The organism is Proteus sp. fly-1008 (assembly GCF_040140305.1).
GTDB classification, from domain to species: domain Bacteria; phylum Pseudomonadota; class Gammaproteobacteria; order Enterobacterales; family Enterobacteriaceae; genus Proteus; species Proteus vulgaris_B.
Genome location: NZ_JBEEWH010000014.1, coordinates 33,976 through 51,063, shown reverse-complemented (window position 1 = coordinate 51,063; position 17,088 = coordinate 33,976). Strand labels below are relative to the sequence as shown.

15 protein-coding genes and 3 tRNA genes are annotated in these 17,088 nt (G+C 38.7%); 6 read left to right on the top strand and 12 right to left on the bottom strand.

From position 1 onward, the window contains the following. The first annotated feature begins 28 nt into the window (after positions 1–28). The gene (gene rarD, locus ABN256_RS17550; RefSeq protein ID WP_109410165.1) at positions 29–922 is read left to right on the top strand and encodes an EamA family transporter RarD; all 894 of its coding nucleotides are present in this window, start codon (positions 29–31) and stop codon (positions 920–922) included. Here the strand turns inward: rarD and ABN256_RS17545 are convergent. The 7 genes from ABN256_RS17545 to lptM form a co-directional block, all read right to left on the bottom strand. Beyond that, positions 919–1,326: a hypothetical protein gene (locus ABN256_RS17545; RefSeq protein WP_196554236.1), complete on the bottom strand. Its 408-nt coding sequence runs from the start codon at positions 1,324–1,326 to the stop codon at positions 919–921. The genes rarD and ABN256_RS17545 overlap by 4 nt on opposite strands. Before the next feature lie 151 nt (positions 1,327–1,477). Then, positions 1,478–3,634, bottom strand: coding sequence for a DNA helicase II (uvrD, locus tag ABN256_RS17540; protein WP_036939531.1), 2,157 nt, complete (start codon positions 3,632–3,634; stop codon positions 1,478–1,480). Between the two features lie 144 nt (positions 3,635–3,778). Continuing rightward, complete coding sequence (gene yigB / locus ABN256_RS17535; protein ID WP_196554235.1) at positions 3,779–4,495, bottom strand: 5-amino-6-(5-phospho-D-ribitylamino)uracil phosphatase YigB; 717 nt, start codon at positions 4,493–4,495, stop codon at positions 3,779–3,781. Next, positions 4,495–5,418, bottom strand: a complete 924-nt coding sequence (gene xerC / locus ABN256_RS17530) for a tyrosine recombinase XerC (protein WP_197269663.1) — start codon at positions 5,416–5,418, stop codon at positions 4,495–4,497. Before xerC ends, yigB begins: the two co-directional genes overlap by 1 nt. Then, positions 5,415–6,125, bottom strand: coding sequence for a DUF484 family protein (locus ABN256_RS17525; RefSeq protein WP_196554234.1), 711 nt, complete (start codon positions 6,123–6,125; stop codon positions 5,415–5,417). Before ABN256_RS17525 ends, xerC begins: the two co-directional genes overlap by 4 nt. Positions 6,126–6,150: 25 nt before the next feature. Then, complete coding sequence (gene dapF, locus ABN256_RS17520) at positions 6,151–6,975, bottom strand: diaminopimelate epimerase (RefSeq protein WP_072070840.1); 825 nt, start codon at positions 6,973–6,975, stop codon at positions 6,151–6,153. Between the two features lie 41 nt (positions 6,976–7,016). Further along, complete coding sequence (lptM, locus tag ABN256_RS17515; RefSeq protein WP_072070841.1) at positions 7,017–7,184, bottom strand: LPS translocon maturation chaperone LptM; 168 nt, start codon at positions 7,182–7,184, stop codon at positions 7,017–7,019. A 79-nt stretch (positions 7,185–7,263) separates the two neighbouring features. Here lptM and cyaY point away from each other — a divergent pair, with 79 nt between their 5' ends. After that, on the top strand, positions 7,264–7,581 hold the full coding sequence (cyaY, locus tag ABN256_RS17510) for an iron donor protein CyaY (protein WP_197269665.1): 318 nt from the start codon (positions 7,264–7,266) through the stop codon (positions 7,579–7,581). A gap of 68 nt (positions 7,582–7,649) precedes the next feature. Here cyaY and ABN256_RS17505 read toward each other — a convergent pair whose 3' ends face one another. Further along, a complete protein-coding gene (locus tag ABN256_RS17505) occupies positions 7,650–10,244 on the bottom strand; it encodes a class I adenylate cyclase (protein WP_340894693.1) in 2,595 nt (864 codons plus the stop codon). A gap of 987 nt (positions 10,245–11,231) precedes the next feature. Here ABN256_RS17505 and hemC point away from each other — a divergent pair. The 4 genes from hemC to hemY are packed head-to-tail and all read left to right on the top strand — an operon-like array spanning position 11,232 to position 15,406. Next, the gene (hemC, locus tag ABN256_RS17500) at positions 11,232–12,173 is read left to right on the top strand and encodes a hydroxymethylbilane synthase (RefSeq protein ID WP_196554232.1); all 942 of its coding nucleotides are present in this window, start codon (positions 11,232–11,234) and stop codon (positions 12,171–12,173) included. Further along, a complete protein-coding gene (hemD, locus tag ABN256_RS17495; RefSeq protein WP_196554231.1) occupies positions 12,170–12,907 on the top strand; it encodes a uroporphyrinogen-III synthase in 738 nt (245 codons plus the stop codon). The genes hemC and hemD overlap by 4 nt, the downstream gene beginning before the upstream one ends. Before the next feature lie 20 nt (positions 12,908–12,927). Further along, positions 12,928–14,181 (top strand): uroporphyrinogen-III C-methyltransferase, encoded by a 1,254-nt coding sequence (hemX, locus tag ABN256_RS17490; RefSeq protein WP_349439836.1) that lies wholly within the window; start codon positions 12,928–12,930, stop codon positions 14,179–14,181. A gap of 4 nt (positions 14,182–14,185) precedes the next feature. Next, positions 14,186–15,406: a protoheme IX biogenesis protein HemY gene (gene hemY, locus ABN256_RS17485; protein WP_196554229.1), complete on the top strand. Its 1,221-nt coding sequence runs from the start codon at positions 14,186–14,188 to the stop codon at positions 15,404–15,406. An 85-nt stretch (positions 15,407–15,491) separates the two neighbouring features. Here the strand turns inward: hemY and ABN256_RS17480 are convergent, their stop codons facing one another. The 4 genes from ABN256_RS17480 to ABN256_RS17465 form a co-directional block, all read right to left on the bottom strand. Next, entirely contained in the window at positions 15,492–15,809 is a 318-nt protein-coding gene (locus tag ABN256_RS17480; protein ID WP_196554228.1) for a hypothetical protein, read from the bottom strand. A 953-nt stretch (positions 15,810–16,762) separates the two neighbouring features. Then, positions 16,763–16,839 (bottom strand) — tRNA-Pro (locus ABN256_RS17475). A 28-nt stretch (positions 16,840–16,867) separates the two neighbouring features. Then, a tRNA-Leu gene (locus tag ABN256_RS17470) sits at positions 16,868–16,954 on the bottom strand. Positions 16,955–16,976: 22 nt separating this feature from the next. After that, positions 16,977–17,052 (bottom strand) — tRNA-His (locus ABN256_RS17465). Between the last annotated feature and the right edge of the window lie 36 nt (positions 17,053–17,088).

The following is a 17,088-nucleotide window of genomic DNA, read 5'->3' as shown; positions in this document are numbered from 1 at the left end:
TTTCCTTTCCATCAATTCCAGAGATAGCATGAGCCAGAAAAACACGATGAAAGGCGTTTTATGTGCCTTAGGCGCCTATTTGATCTGGGGTATTGCCCCTGTCTATTTTAAAAGCATTCAAGAAGTGCCCGCAGAAGAGATCCTTACACACCGTATCCTATGGTCATTCTTTTTTATGTTGATTTTAATGACGATTAGTCGTCATTGGCCTTATTTACGACAATTAATACGTCAACCTAAAAAAATCCTACTCTTGGCGCTGACAGCTGTCATTATTGCAACTAACTGGCTTACCTATATATGGGCTGTTAACCATGGCTATATGCTAGAAGCTAGTCTTGGTTACTTTATTAACCCCCTTGTTAACGTCCTGTTTGGTATGCTTTTCTTAAGCGAGCGTTTTCGTCGTATGCAATGGGTAGCGGTGGGTTTAGCCTTTACGGGGGTATTTATTCAGTTATGGCACTTTGGTTCTGTACCCGTGATTGGTTTAAGTCTTGCCGTAACTTTTGGGCTTTATGGTCTACTGCGTAAAAAATTAGGTGTCGATGCACAAACAGGAATGTTGGTCGAAACATTATGGCTATTCCCTGTCGCATTAATTTACATCTTATTTTTTACCCACTCACCAACAAGCAATATGCTTGAAAACAGTTGGTCATTGAATACCTTGTTAATCGCAGCCGGTATTATTACAACTGTACCATTATTGCTCTTTACTGAAGCTGCTCATCATCTGCGTTTATCAACCTTAGGCTTCTTCCAATATATTGGCCCAACTTTGATGTTTATTCTTGCCACAATGGTATATGGCGAGCAAATTGATGCAGAAAGATTAGTAACCTTTGGCTTTATTTGGGTTGCCCTTATTTTATTTACCTTAGATGCACTCTATACGCAACGTCGTTTAAGACGCGGTTAATCCCCCAAAACTGACTCTTCCGCTAAATTACTAATTTGTATAAAAGCGGGAGAGCGTTTCTTCTTATTTTTCTTTAGCAAATGCACACTCTTTGAGAATTCTTCCGCATAGCGATATGAACGCCTAAATAACGTAAGCATTGCGTTATTAATCACTTGAATATGGTTAATCACAACACTGTAATTAAGATTGATACGAGGAATATAATCACGCTGGTGTCTCAATAGCTTACAATACAAATCTTCTTCGAATTCATTGATGGATCCACTGGGATGATAAGTATCACAAAGAACTTCCTCAGTATCTTCGATCAAAAATTCATAACTAGAAGAAGATGTCGGAGAAATTCGCGAGCTAGGCGATACAAAAGTGTAAGTGTGAAAAAATAGACTAGAAATTTTCATCAATTAATTAATTCCGTTAAATAAGAATAGATAACGAGATTATTAAGCAACCAAATCGAACTTCCCTTAAAAAAAACACCTTTACTTATTTGATAGACAAGTAAGGGTGTTTTTTATATTAAGATAGTAACTGCTCACTTTAAATGACGACTTACTCTAGTCGAGCAAATGCAGCCACCAGCCATTTAATACCTTCGCCATTAAAGGCAATTTGTAATCGACAATGCTCACCACTACCTTCTATATTAATAATGGTTCCATCACCAAATTTAGGATGTTTCACTCGTTGTCCAAGGGAATACCCCGTATCATTACTGATAATCGGAGTTCCTAAACGGCTATGATTAACAGGACGTGAAACTGTCGCGCGTAAACGTACTTCTTCGACACACTCTTTGGGTAACTCGCCAATAAAACGAGATGGCCGATGACTTACTTCTTTTCCATATAGGCGACGGTTTTCGGCGTAAGTAAGCGTTAACTTTTTCATTGCACGAGTGACACCAACATAGGCCAAACGACGCTCTTCTTCTAAACGCCCACCTTCATCTAATGACATTTGGCTTGGGAACATGCCTTCTTCAACACCCACAATAAAGACTTGTGAAAACTCAAGTCCTTTAGCTGAGTGAAGCGTCATTAGTTGAACCGCATCTTGATACGCATCAGCCTGGCTTTCACCCGATTCCAATGCCGCATGTGAAAGAAACGCTTGCAATGGCATCAAATCTTCGTCTTCATCTTGATAACTAAATTGACGAGTTGCGGTGACAAGCTCTTCTAAGTTTTCAATACGAGCTTGGGCTTTTTCACCCTTTTCTTGCTCATACATCGCTTTCAAACCTGAATCACGAATAATTCGGTCTGTTTGTACATGTAACGGCATATCCGCCGTTTCAGATGCTAACGTCTCAATTAACTCTAAGAATCGCTGTATTGCCGCTGTTGCTCGCCCTGCTAGCATTTTATGTTCGATAACCTGTAATGCACTTTCCCATAAAGTAATTTGGTTATCTCTTGCAACTTGGCGAACAATATCTAATGTTCTGTCTCCAATACCTCGTGTTGGTGTATTTACAACACGTTCAAAAGAAGCATCATCATGGCGATTTGCGGTTAATCGCATATAAGAGAGCGCATCTTTGATTTCTTGACGTTCAAAGAAACGTTGCCCACCATAAATACGATATGGCATTGCCGCTTGTAGTAATGCTTCTTCCATTATACGAGATTGAGCATTACTACGATAAAGAATGGCACAATCTGTCAGCGCACCACCTTCTTCTTGCCAGCGCTTAATTCTGCCAACTACATAACGCGCTTCATCTAAATCATTAAAAGCACAATACAGTGAGATAGGCTCGCCTTCTGCACCTTCAGTCCACAGATTTTTGCCTAATCTATCACTGTTGTTTGCTATTAGTGCATTCGCAGCTTTTAGAATATTGCTTGTAGAACGATAATTTTGCTCTAATCGGATAGTCTCTGCGCCAGGAAATTCATTTAAGAAGTTTTGAATATTCTCAACTTGTGCACCACGCCAACCATAAATAGATTGGTCGTCGTCGCCTACAATCATCACTTTACCCGTTTGACCCGCCAGCATTCTAATCCATGCATATTGAATACGGTTAGTATCTTGGAACTCATCAACCAAGATATTAGTAAAGCGATTTTGATAATGTTCTAAAATTTGTGGCTTATTCAACCAAAGCTCATGAGCACGTAATAAAAGCTCTGCAAAGTCCACCAGCCCCGCACGATCGCATGCCTCTTGATATGCTTGGTACACTTTTAACCATGTTGTTTCAACAGGATTACCATAGGTTTGAATATGCTGAGGGCGTAGTCCTTCATCTTTTTTACCGTTGATGTACCACATTCCTTGTCGTGCAGGCCATTGCTTATCATCAAGATTCATCGATTTAACAATGCGACGAATCAGACGATATTGATCGTCACTGTCAATAATTTGAAAATCTTGTGGTAGGTTTGCATCAAGATAATGTGCGCGTAATAAACGATGAGCCAAGCTATGGAAAGTCCCAATCCACATACCGCCTTGACTGGTACCAATTAAATCTTCGATACGATGACGCATTTCTGCAGCCGCTTTATTGGTAAACGTCACAGCCATAATAGAAAAAGGGGAAGCTTGCTCAACAGATAATAACCAAGCGATACGATGTACCAATACGCGTGTTTTACCACTGCCTGCGCCAGCAAGCACCAACATATTTATGCGAGGTGCGGCCACGGCTTCGCGCTGTTTATCATTAAGGCCTTCTAGCAGATATGAGACGTCCATAATTACCAATCATTTAGTGAGGAAAATACTGTGGATATATACAGAAATAGTGAGTAAGCAACAAACTAACAGGATTTCATCCGTGATGCAAAGTAAAGCCTTTTTCAATTGCGTTTATCTCTGCCATTTTGACCTAAGATCACGTTAAACCAACTCTATCAGTTTACTTAAATCTGTAATTTCAATATGTGGCATCACGCGAGTTTCGCCTTCTTCAAACAAACTACGGTTATCAAGGTTAATCCAGCAAGCTTGTAATCCACTATTAACAGCACCTTCAACATCCGTCACAAGATGATCGCCCACATGTAAAATTTGTTGATGAGGCACTTTTAAAAGCGTTGCTGCTTTATCAAACATATCAGAATAAGGCTTAGAGCGACCGTCAGGGCCAGCTTTCAAAATATGTGAAAAATACTGCCCTAAACCACAACTTAGCGGGTTTGCATTACCATTTGTAATGGCAATTAACGGAATTTTTTCTGCTAATTGAGTGAGAACTTGATGTGTATTTTGAGGCACATTAATACGACTACGCCAATAAGCAAAGTGCGCCATAATCTCATCTGCACCTTGCTTTGCTTTGGCTTCACTGTAATTGTAATCTAACAACATATTCCTAGCGGCAAGCCAACGCCACTGTGTAATATCGTGAAATATCTCTGGATTATTTTCTATAAGTGGCTTTTTATAAGCATTCACATCTTCTTCTGTGAAATGATTAAAACGCAGATCATATTGACGAATAAAAGCCAGTGTCTCTTTTTCCGTTTTATCCATCACTGGCACATTGTCATACAGCGTATCATCTAGATCAAAAGTCATCGCTGCAATTGGCGTCAGAGTTCTGTAAAAACGCATTATGATTTTTCTCTCTTAGCTCTCGGATGAGCAGCATCATAGACTTTCGCTAAATGCTGAAAATCTAAATGGGTATAAACTTGTGTCGTTGATAAATTAGCGTGCCCTAATAATTCTTGTACCGCACGTAAATCACCACTGGATTCCAGTAAATGTGTAGCAAATGAGTGGCGTAATTTATGAGGATTCACATGGCTATTTAGTCCTTGCTTTACCCCCCAAAGTTCAAAACGTTTTTGTACACTACGCACTGATAAACGCTTACCACTTTGAGTTGAGATAAAAACAGCCTTGTCTTCTGGTGCATAAAGTTCTCGCATCGGAAACCAATTTTGTAACCATTCTATCGCTTTTCTTCCTAGAGGAACTTTACGCTCTTTACTTCCTTTACCTAATACACGCACCTCACCTTCATTTAGATCAATATCATTAATATTGAGATTGGTCAGTTCAGATAAACGCAAACCCGCACCATACATCACTTCTAGCATGGTTCTATCTCTGACAGAAAGGGGATCGTTTAAGTCGATATTCATTAATTGATTGACTTCATCTACATCCATATTTTTAGGAAGATGACGACCTGATTTAGGTGTACGAATACCTTTCGCTGAATTAACATCCAGCATACCTTGTGCTACTTGCCAATCAAGAAAGCTACGTAACGCAGAAAAACGCAAAGCTAGACTGGTCGGCTGTAACCCGCTTCGATGGCTTTTTGCCAATAACATACGTACATGTTGGCTTTCAAGTGATTGCCATTGCGTTATTTTTATCTCAACCATCATTTGCACTAAGGCCATCAATTGGCGATGGTAATTTTCTACTGTGACAGAACTTAATCTACGTTCAACTTGAATGTGACGCAGAAATTGCTCTATAGCCGTGGTGAGTGTTTCTGGAAGATCACTTGGTTGACTCATTGTCTTGCCACCCAACGTGTTAATAATTCCGGTAAGATATGAGCTAATTTATCCAACATGACGGTTCCCATTCCTTCCTGAAAATGTTGATTATCTCGGCTATTAAAAATAATCACACCTAAATCACCATAATGTCCTAATAATGAGAGAGCAACAGAACCAGAACGCCGTACATTAGGCATCAACAACATGATCTCTTGCCCATTGAGCATGCCTAAATAGTGATTATCATCACCCATATGCTGAATGCGGAAGTGTTCAAAAGCTTGGCGAGAGAGTGCAAGTGCCTGTGCATCTAAAGGCGGTTGTAATTGCCAACGATCGGTAAATAAACGCAATTGAACAGAGTACAGACCCAGTTTTTTAGCCCAGAGGTTTAAACGCTCTAACATTTCATTAAGAGAGTCACTGCTGGACAACTCAGAAATTAATAATAAGAGTTGGCTAAACAAAGATTCATTCTCAGAAGCTTGCTCTATCAATAAACGCATATCTTCTTCAAGATAGTGAATACGATTACGTTGGCGTGACATTATCCACTCAACTAATGAGACAGTACCTCGAATGGGATGAGGAACTTTCATTTGCTCAATGTAGCTTGCATTACGGATAAAAAAATCAGGATGCTCTGTAAGGTAACGAACCACTTGTTGATCATTAAGTTCGTTTGTTTCAGGGCAACAGAACTGCTTATTTTTATCCGTCATACAGATAGCCTCTCAAAAAATAATATTATAGCTGGATGATCCCATCATAAATATGTGTCGCAGGCCCGGTCATATAAAGAGGGTTACCCACTCCTTTCCATTCGATAAACAGCGATCCGCCAGGCAACGTGACTTTCACACGTTTATCTAATAAACCTTGAGAAATACCGATCGCAACAGCGGCACAAGCTCCGCTACCACAGGCGTTCGTTTCACCCGCACCCCGTTCAAATACTCGCAAATGAAGATTATTTCTGTCTACGATTTGCATAAACCCAATATTAGCACGTTCAGGGAAACGTTCATGTTGCTCTAATACTGGTCCTAATAATTCCACTTCGGCTGTTTTGATATCTTCAACTTGTATAACACAATGGGGATTTCCCATTGAAACTACACCACATAATACAGTACGTTCCATTGCCCTGATAATATAGGTCTTTTCCGCTTTTTGTGCACGAAAAGGGACTTTTTGAGGATCAAATTCAGGCTCACCCATGTTGACGCACACATCATCATTATCCATAACGTGTAAGGTCATTCTGCCGGACTGTGTACTGACTTTTATCTCTCTTTTATTTGTAAGCCCTTTTAGTCTCACAAATCGAGCAAAGCAACGCGCGCCATTACCACATTGTGCAACTTCACTTCCATCCGCATTAAAAATACGATAATGAAAATCAAGTTCAGGATCATAAGGTGCTTCAACCACCAACAATTGATCAAACCCAACACCAGTATGACGATTGGCTAATCGACATATCAATTCTGGTGAAAAATAAACATTTTGGGTCACGGCATCGACCACCATAAAGTCGTTACCAAGACCATGCATTTTTGAAAATTGCATCTTGCCCCTGCCTGAAACGAAATTACCGTTTCTAAGATTGACTAATTGGTCTGAGTTGAGGCGCTCTCAACTTGCTGGCTTGGCTGGGATGACTGCGTCATTTTTGCCTGAGTATCTTCAGGAGGGAAATAAAGAGGGCCTTTCAAGCCACAACCCGAAAGAGAAATCAGTGTTATTATAGCAAGAGTGCAACGTAAATACGTTTTCATTCGAAATCTGCCTGTCATTTATTTGGTTAATATCCTCTATAATCGCAGTTAGATCTCGAAAAGCAAATAGGAAATGAAGATGAACGACAGTGAATTTCACCAATTAGCTGACGAACTCTTGTCAGAAATAGAACAAACTATTGATAATTATGAAGGTGAAGCTGATATTGATTGTGAAATCAATGGTGGCGTAATGACATTAGCCTTTGAAAATAATAGTAAAATTATTATTAATCGTCAGGAAGCGTTTCATCAAATTTGGCTAGCGACACGCTCTGGTGGCTATCACTTTGATTGGAAAGATGATCAATGGATTTGTGATAGAAGTGGTGGTGAATTTTTAACCATGCTAGCACAAGCAATAACAGAACAAAGTGGGGAAGCGTTTTCTTTCTAAAAAGCACGGTTAGTTACACAAATGGGAGCTATGATAGCTCCCATTTGTGTTTATAAGTTTGTATTCAATTAAGAGTGTTGCACAGCTTTATAATCAGTAAATCCGTGGGGAACAACATTCATCTCAGGTTGAACTTCTTTACTACCTAGATCGGATAATTTACCAAATGATCCACCAGCAAAAGGTAACACTTGTGTTGATCCTTCCACTTTCACAATTTGATAAAACTGTGGCAAGTTAAAATTAATAAAGCTTGAGCCATATGTGAATCGATCATGAGAGGAAGAGTAAAAACGGCTAACATCTTTCACTAACTCTTCTTTGCTTCCTTCACAATGGGAATAAATTTCGACTCGATTTGCTTCATCTAAGATATAGATATTAAAGACATTATTATCTTCTGTGGTTTCAAAGAAGAATTGGATAATCCCTTCACACGCAAAACCATCAATGACCGCAGGTAAATAACGAGCGTCTTTATCCAACTTAACAGGCAATCCATGAAGTTTGTTATATGAAATTGCACCATAAAATTCGATAGCATTTTCTAATTTTTGCACCGAGACATTGAGGCGTTCAAAAAATAATCCCCAAGTTTGCCCTGCAATACGTAAAGCTTTAAAACGTCCCGGCTCTAAACGATTCGTTGATAAGCGTAGCTCAATACATTCTGATACTAGCTGTTGCACGCGGGTACGAATTAAACCACGTAGATGTTGGCTATAGCAGAATACTTCAACAGAGGCCGGCGGTGCCGCATCTTGGTGCATTTTACCTAAAATCGTTTTTAACGATTCCAACATAGACTGTGTGCCACTGAAATGAAGAGTTCTTACCTCATTCCAAGAGTTGCGGTACAACAAATCGATGCTACCAATAAGGCATTGCTCTTTTTCACCAAAGCTAAACACATCCAGTTTTCTAAAATCAAAGTGAACCACTTGATCAGAAAAACTCTCTGTTGGATCTGTTTCCAAATTGACAATAATGGCTAGATGTCTAATTTCGCAAGGGCTATACAATGCTTTTGGTGTTGGTGCTGGTAAACGAATAGGGAAATGGCTCGACATATCCCTGACTAATTCATGTAGTTTAATTTCATCACAAGAGGAATCCCCTTGATGAATATAAACACGAGACTCTTTTGTTAACAGCCCATTAAAGTAAGACCATGCCACTAATTTATTTAGATAGCGGTTATATTCTAATGGTTGATGTCCAACGATATTTTCAAAATCAGGGGCACGATTATATAAATACCATCCGCTACGATTTGCTCGGCCTTGAGGTACATAAATAAAGGTTAAATGTGACTCTGATAAATCAGGTGATATTTGCGGGTTAACCAGTGTTACTTTGCCAGGCAATGCTTCGAATGCAGCATAAAGTTTACGTGTTAATACGCCAATATCTTGTGGGCTTGCGCTGACACTTAAGTTATTGCGACGCGCGAAACGGATAAGATTACGATAGCTTTGCATCATCGTATCTAATAGTTCGTTATGCGCATCTCGTACTCGCTCGATTTTCCAGCTATCACGGGTATCGAGGATCGTTAAACGTTCGTTATCCCATTGCCACTGAGTCACTAATTGCGATAAGACTTGTCGTCTCCAACCTTCGGATTCATTTTGTGTTTTTTCGTTAGATAGTTTTTCACACACTTTCAGGTAGAAACAGCGACGAATAAGATCAAGGCGAGTTAAATCATTGATAGAAACTAAATAACGCGTAACACGCTCAAGCATCATACAATAAGCATCTAAACCGTAATTAACGATTTCACCACGGTGAAGATGTTGCTTCATCTCTAATGCCAGCAGTTTTCCATTAGGATAATCCGCTGAATAAGCTTCCAATAAAATACTTTTTAATACTGCTTTATATGGTGAATCAACGCTTTTATAAAGTTGCCATAAACTTGCACCAAAATACTCTTCTGCTGAAAGTTCACCTAACCCCCCTAAATCTAACCACTCATTGGGTGTTAATACGCCCTGAGCATAAAGGGAGTTAACATATTCATCATAATGGTGCTCTTCTTCTACTGGCACCATCGTCCATAGCAAGCGTTTACCTGCAAGACGTACTGCAGTACGGTAAAATTCGTCAAGTAAAAGAATATGTTGGGTAGAACCACAATCTTCTCCACCTAAGCTACCGCTTGCATGATGGCGAAATCTATTTTCATCGATTAAGAAAAATGTAACGTCAATGCCTAGCTCACCAGCCCACTGCTCAATCAGTTGGCACTTACGTTGTAAAAGTGCACGCTCATCCTGATCCAGCCATGATTGATGGCAGACCCAAATATCAATATCAGAGCAGTGACTTTGCCCAATAGAAGAAGTGCTACCCATCGAATAGATGCCAGTAATTGGCAACTCTCCGCTGGCGTACCCTTCCATTGGCTCATCACATAATGCGTTAATCAGCTTATTGGCCCATTGACGTTGCATGTCATCAGGTTCAAAGAAACATGTACCGTGAGGAACATTTCCTTGTAGGTAGCCGGGTAACTCAGGATGGTGGTAATGCAATAAAACAGGAATTAAACCATAGACCTGTTTAAAAACATCACACATCGATGCAAATGCTCGTTCCAGTCTGAGTTGATTAATCGCATCCAGCCGTTGCTTCAGTGTTTCAATATAAAGATACAAGAGTTTCGCCTGAACAATACTAAGAAGATAGTAGAATCTGAGTTTATAAGTGACCGAGCCTGAGTTAATCCATTATTAATAGATAAAACTTTACTAACAAAATCTCGGAAACGTGATCAATTTAACACCTTGAGCGCAAGGCGTAAAGAGGAACTCAAAATATAGCACCAAGATCTAAAAATGATATTTAAGGGCTTAATCGTGTAAAGCTTCATAATTAATATCATTATAATCATATAGATAAATCATTTTATTTGTAAAAAAAATGACGATAAAAATATCTCAATCCATCATTTACCCTACAAAAACCCCTGCTTACTTGATGATGAACAACAAAATAAATACTGACAAAGCTTAGAAAATGGCTAAAAAAATGAAAATAAAAACAACTAATTGATAAATATAGTTTTTTTATATTTTTTATTTTTATATTCAAATAATGAAATATTTTTTCATATTAAAATAATAATAATAAAATAAATATTTAATATTCATTAGATATTTATTTTATTTAAATCTTAATCTGTTTTTCTATTTTTTATTATTTCTTTTATTTTTATTTAATAATATTTTTGTTAAATTTTATCGTGTCTTTATATATGAGAAAGTAATCATCAAAAAAATGTCATTTGAAATAATGGTTGTTTTATCAATGCGTTCAGATTGGGTGTTACATTTATCTTATTTATCGGTCATTACATGTTAACAACAATAGATCAATGTTTTATTTTTGTAAATAACCACACTGTTTATATAGATATAAAAAGAATAAAACTCAGAAAATAAATAAATTCATCGTAATAGATCCCTATTTTACTTATTTTTTATTTTCTTTTTCTTTTTTTCTTTTTCGATTATCCCCCTATTTCTTTCATTGTTACCACTACTCAAAACGCCTTAACTGGAAAATTGAGCCTTAAAGTGTTAAAACAATGCCTTATTTCTAAACAAAAATATCGCTAATCGCTCGGAAGAGATAATACTATTATGTCAAAAAGTACCATCCGTATCGCTACCCGCCAAAGCCCTCTTGCTATGTGGCAGGCGCTTTATGTGAAAGAACAACTACAACTTGCTCATCCAGGTTTAGTCGTCGAATTAATACCGATGGTCACTAAAGGTGACATCATTTTAGATACACCTTTAGCTAAAGTGGGTGGTAAAGGGCTCTTTGTAAAAGAATTAGAACTTGCTCTACTTGGATCACGCGCAGATATTGCCGTTCATTCTATGAAAGATGTTCCAATTGATTTTCCCGAAGGTCTAGGATTAGTGACAATTTGTGAACGCGAAGATCCTCGAGATGCCTTTGTTTCTAACCATTATGATTCATTAGAGCAACTCCCAGCAGGTAGTATTGTGGGCACATCAAGTTTACGTCGCCAATGCCAATTAAAAGCACAACGCCCTGATCTGATTATTCGTGATTTACGAGGTAATGTAGGTACTCGCTTAAGTAAATTAGATAACGGCGATTACGATGCCATTATTCTTGCTGTTGCAGGCTTAAAACGTCTTGGTCTAAATGAACGTATCCGCACACCATTATCCGCCGAGCAATCCTTACCTGCGGTTGGACAAGGTGCTGTGGGAATTGAATGTCGTTTAGATGACGATGATACTCGTCAGTTATTAGATGCTCTCAATCATTCCCGAACAGCAATTTGTGTTAAAGCAGAGCGCGCAATGAATACGCGCCTTGAAGGGGGTTGCCAAGTTCCAATTGGAAGCTATGCTATTTGGCAAAATGACAAAATTTGGTTACGGGCTTTAGTCGGTTCACCTGACGGCGAAACTATTTTACGTGGTGAGCGTTTAGTTCCCCCACAAGAAGCTGAAACCGCAGGTATTTCTCTAGCTGAAGAGCTTTTAGATAAAGGTGCCAGAGCCATTCTAACAGCGGTATATCAAGGCAATACACCTGCATGAGTATTTTAATCACTCGCCCTGATCCTGCAGGAAAAGCATTAACCCAGCGTTTAATTAATGCAGGGAAAATAGCATTTCAAGCACCTTTAATAGAGATCATCGCAGGTCGTGAGCTTCCTTTATTAGATACTAAGCTAAAAGGATTAAAGGCGGGTGATTGTGTCTTTTTACTTTCTAAAAATGCGGTGTCATACGCAAACTGGCAACTAAATCAATTACAACAATCATGGCCAGATACGCTATCCTATTATGGAATAGGTCAAAGCACAGCAAAGGATTTCCAACATTTAAGCGGTCTTTCTATTCACTATCCTGAGCAAGGAGAAACTAGCGAAGATCTTCTCGCGCTTCCTACTCTCAATCAGGTGAAAGATAAACAGATCTTACTGCTTAGAGGTAACGGTGGTCGCGACTTACTTGCAACAACATTGCGCCAACGAGGTGCAATGATTGATGAATGCGAATGTTACCAACGCCTATTTATTCATTACTCCCCTGACGATTTTGCACTTCAGTGGGAAAAAGCACAGGTTGATACACTTGTTGTCACTAGCGGTGAAATGTTACAACAACTCTTTGATCTGGTCGCTGAATCTAAGAAAGCATGGCTGTTAAACTGCCATTTACTGGTGGTGAGTGAACGATTAGCAACAATAGCAAAAAGATTAGGGTGGGAAACCGTCACCGTTGCTGAAAGTGCCAATAATGATGCTTTATTTCATGCATTAATATAGAACCTAAATGAGACACCGATATGACGGAACAGAAAAATACAAATGATAATGACTTACCAAAAGATACAGCTAAAGCTGATGAGAATGTCCGCTATCAGGAAGTCAAACCTGTTAATAATAAGCGCTCAGGCCTAATTGGAAGTGCTGTTGCTATCCTTGTTATTTTGGCAATCGGTGGTGGTCTTTACTATTACACCAATCAACAAGCTTCAAAGTTAAGTGCAGAAAATCAATCACTTAAATTAGAGCTAACTCAATTACAGCAGCTACAAAATACCTATCAACAACGCTTTGATAATATTGATAGTTTGTTTAACTCACAAAAACAAATTATTGAGAAATTACAAAACGAACGCCAAACCACAGATAATCAAATTCAAGATCTACAAACTCGATTTGCGGCTATTTCCAGTGCAGATGTCAAAAGTTGGTTATTAGCACAAGCCGATTTTATGGTGAAAATGGCGGGTCGTAAGTTATGGAATGATCAAGATGTGGTGACCGCAGTAAGTTTACTAAAAGGTGCTGATAGTAGCTTGGCAGAAATGAACGATCCAAGTTTACTTGAAATTCGTCGTGCTATTAATGAAGATATCAGTAGTTTAGCCGCATTAACCAAGATTGATAATGACGGCACTATCTTACAGATAAATCAGTTAGCTAATCAGATTGATAATCTGCGTTTAGCAGATCTTGAGCGTAATGGCCCCCCTATGGATAAAGATGACGAAACTATTTCAGGTTCGTTGTCAGATTGGAAACAAAACCTAAGTAAAAGCTGGAAAAGCTTTATGGATGACTTCATTACTATCCGTCGTCGAGATACTGAAGCAGTGCCTTTATTAGCGCCAAACCAAGATATCTATTTACGTGAGAATATTCGTTCACGTTTATTAATTGCTTCCCAAGCTGTCCCTCGCCATCAAACTGAGATCTATCAGCAATCGCTTGAGGCAGTATCCACTTGGGTTCGTGCTTATTTCGATACCTCTGATCCAAGTACAACCGCATTTTTAGAGACTGTCTCTGAATTAGAAAAACAACCTATCACGCTGACAATGCCTACAGAATTAAAAAGCCCAGTACTGTTAGAAAAACGTGTAGAAAGACAGATCCGTAACTTACTGGCGCAAAATGAGTATACTCAACCGAAAGCTGTTGAAGCTCAAGATGCGCAAGCAGTAGAAGCTGAACAAAGTACACCAGAAAGTGCACAAGATGCAGCTGCCGATAGTACAGCAGCTGATGCGCCTGTAGCACAACAAGGAGAATAAGCTTATGTTAAAAATACTGCTCCTTTTTGTGGTGCTTATTGCGGGCATCATTTTTGGCCCAATATTGGCAGGACATCAAGGCTATGTGCTTATACAAACAGATAATTGGAATATTGAAACCAGTGTTACCAGCCTCGTCATTATGTTTATTTTACTGCAATTGGCGCTGTTGCTGATTGGTTGGAGTTATCGCCGTTTTATTGGTACAGGTTCAAAAGCCTATAGTTGGTTTTCTTTCCGTAAACGTAATCGAGCTCGTAAACAAACGAGTATGGCGTTAATGAAATTAGCAGAAGGCGACTTTAAAGAAGTTGAAAAACTGATGAGTCGCAATGCAGACTATGCGGAACAACCGGTTGTAAACTATCTATTAGCGGCAGAAGCAGCACAACAACGTGGTGATGAATTCCGAGTTCAGCAACATCTTGAACGAGCCGCTGAACTTGCCGATACCAATCAACTTCCAGTTGATATTACTCGAGTGCGTATTTTATTAGCACAAAATGAAAATCATGCGGCGCGTACTGGAATTGATGAATTATTAAATCAGGCTCCTCGCCACCCGGAGGTTTTACGTTTAGCTGAAACGGCTTATACACGAACCGCAGCTTGGCAAGCATTACTTGATATCATTCCATCTATGCAAAAAATTGCATTACATACGGATGATGAATTAGAACAATTACGCCAAAAAGCCTACATTGGTATTATGGGACAAAAAATGTCCGAAAGTGGCTGTGATGGGTTAAAAAATTGGTGGAAAGCACAACCACGTAAAGTACACCATGATAATGCATTACGTGTTGTTTTAGCTGAACATCTTATTGAGTGCAACGATCCTGTTACTGCCCAAACGATCATTTTAGAGGGGATCAAACGTCAGTATGATGAACGCTTGATCTTACTGTTGCCACGTTTAAAAAATACAGATGCTAATGTGATTTTAAAAGTGCTAAATTCACTTATTAAGCAACATGGTCCTACACCATTACTCAACAGTACATTAGGGCAAATTGCCATGCAACAAGGGCAATGGGTGCAAGCAGAATCGGCATTTCGTAATGCGTTAAAACAGCGTCCTGACGTTCATGACTTTGCGTGGCTTGCTGATGCCTTGGATAAACAGAAAAAATCTGAGGAGTCGGCCAAAGTTCGTAAGGATGCTTTATTAATGACGCTTAAAAAAGATTCTGTCATTTTTGAAGAGCCGAAAAAAAGTAAATAAGCGCATTCGATAAGAATGTGATCATAAATCGTTTAATCACCTGATCTAAAAACCCTCTTTATTATTGAGGGTTTTTTTATGTGATTTAAAAGCCATATTGAAATAACAACACCACTTCTACACATAAAGTCAAAAAGAGATATATCCAAGCAATACGGTAAAAACGACCGGGAATTCCTTTCACGTTTTCTTGATTAAATGACAAGTAATATTTTCTTGCTTGGTAAAACACCACGATATAAATCAGCGCAATCCCCTGACAAAGAAAAGCCACATACTTAGCCCATGATTTGCCACCAATAATCAGCATAATCAACGGGATCAAAAAGAATAATAATGGGCCAAACTTCTCTATGAGAAAGAGTCTTTCCTGTGCAAGGTATGCTTTTTGTTTATTTATCATGATGCTACTATCTCCCGTCTATCCTTGTGCTGGATGATAACGTGATAAGGCGATGAACACAAAACGGATAGGCTATATGACGTAAAAAAAGCACATAGAAAAAAACGCCTGTATAAAACTATACAGGCGCATAAATATACAATCAGGTCTACAGACGGATGGTGCCTCACTCAACGTTTCGTCCTGTTGATGATGAATGATGTTCATCGTTAACGTGGACGTAGGCACCGAATAATCGGCTCTGCATCATTCCTAGGTTTATGAAGTCAATGCTGTCATAAGGAGTGGAATGAGCATCTACGATATAAATAATGCATTTAGCGTGCCAACTTTTATTTTTTGAGAATAAAAATCTCCCGCCTCAAAAATATAAGATAACTTATTGAATTTTAGTTTTCCTTTTCTGTTTCACTCATTTTTTATGATAAAAAGTACATCACCTATGCTTTCATACTGCTATTGCTAAATAGAAAAGAAAATATAAGGCCTAACATACGTCTCTTTTTCACGACAATAAAAACACACAACTTATTTAATAACATTAAATCAATGAGTTAAATGTCGCCCATTAGCGACATTAAAAATGCCAAGTGTTGGCATTTACCGACACAAAAAATAAAATCGTTATATTTCATATAATTAAATCACGTTTTTTTACTAATTCATCTATTCGTTTTATGAAGAGTAAAATAAGGCAATAATTTAAATTATTAATAAAGCTTAAGTGATAAGACCAGATATCACTTATAAAGAGTGACGTTATTGTTCCTATTTGAGATCAATTAAGGATAAGCACCAGAAAAAGATAGCTAAAGCTAGAATTGAATATGGATATGGATATGGATATGGATATGGATATGGATATGGAAAAATAAATATACTGAGTTTAAATATGAAATTATAAATTACAGATACGAAAAAGCCCCGATTTTTTTATCGGGGCTTTTTCTTATTGGTCGGCGAGAGAGGATTCGAACCTCCGACCCACTGGTCCCAAACCAGTTGCGCTACCAGGCTGCGCTACTCGCCGTCTGAATCACTGCCCTTATCTTGTTTATTGGTGCGAAGGGGGGGACTTGAACCCCCACGTCCGTTAGAACACTAACACCTGAAGCTAGCGCGTCTACCAATTCCGCCACCCTCGCATAAACAATAACTAAGATAAGATGGGGTGGCTAATGGGACTCGAACCCACGACAACTGGAATCACAATCCAGGGCTCTACCAACTGAGCTATAGCCACCATAACAGCTATCTTATTACTTCTTACAACAACGCT